This is a genomic window from Bacillus sp. 05T31, from assembly GCF_056396725.1.
The window spans coordinates 1-1164 of the sequence record NZ_JBFTMA010000996.1 but is presented as its reverse complement, the minus strand read 5'-3'; the positions used below and the strand labels follow the sequence as shown (position 1 = coordinate 1164).

Annotated in this window: 1 protein-coding gene; it reads left to right on the top strand. The window is 29.6% G+C overall.

All coding sequences use genetic code 11. The features are described from left to right. Positions 1-419: 419 nt before the first annotated feature. A partial coding sequence (locus AC1DJR_RS30650; RefSeq protein WP_477004331.1) for a pullulanase-associated domain-containing protein occupies positions 420-1164 on the top strand: 745 nt, incomplete at its 3' end.

Here is a 1164-nt window from a genome sequence, read left to right as displayed (position 1 = left end):
GGATATTAGCTGTTTTTTTACGTAGCAATACACTAGTGAAAATAAACTTACTAAGCAATAATCAGGCATCTATCTTCAATAAGTTACGACAAATATATAAGATTTCAAGGATATAAAACAGAAAATTAATAATATATTGACCTTTTAATAGTAAGTGCTATAAAATGAAAGCGATAACAAACGATTGCTTTAAAATGATTTCCCTGATCTTTTAGTATTTACAACTATATGAAGGCAAAAAAAATCTATTTTTTTAAGCATTAATGCAAACGTTTTCGTATTAAAAGATCATTGAAATACATACGTGAAAATAGTCAATATGGGGGTGAAGTAAAAGAGATTTCTACATTAATTTAAGCAGTGTAATTTAGTATGAGCATAATAAATAGCTCGTACTATTTAAAGAAAGGGTGTATGTGGTGCAAATGACAAAAAGATTAATTAACAAATCATTTTTATTACTTGCCATAATCGTTATGTTATCATCTGTTTTCTCTTTTCAGAGTGTGAAGGCAGTTTCAAATTCGAAAACAACTGAAGTTATCATTCATTACAAAGAGAAATCTGGAAATACAAAAGACTGGAATCTTTGGGTATGGGGAGAAAATGCAAACGGTAAATCTTATGAATTTACTGGTGAAGATGAATTTGGAAAATACGCTAAGATAAAAATAGATGGTGACTATAATCGTGTAGGATTTATAGTTCGTACCAATGAATGGGAAAAAGATGGAGGTGATCACTGGGTTGAAAATATAAGGGATGGTCGTGCTGAAGTATGGATCCTTTCGGGTGATGAAAAAGTATATAACTCTAAGCCTTCTTCGGATCTCTCAATTCAAAAAGCTACTATTGATAGTTTTAATGAAATTACTGTAACGACTAATGTTCCGTTTAATAGTAAGGAACAGAAAATTGAAATTGAAGGCGTTAAAATTAAGGGAATTAGTCCTTATGATAAAAATAGTGGAGATATTACTAATAAGGTTAAAATAATTACGGAACAGAAAATTGATTTAAAACAAACATACAAAGTTAAAATAGCAAACTTAGCTGATGCGAATACTGAAATCGGTAAAGTCATTCGTAGCGAGGAATTTGATAATTTATTTTATTATGGTGGTAATGATTTAGGGAATATATATACTCCGCAACATACAAAGT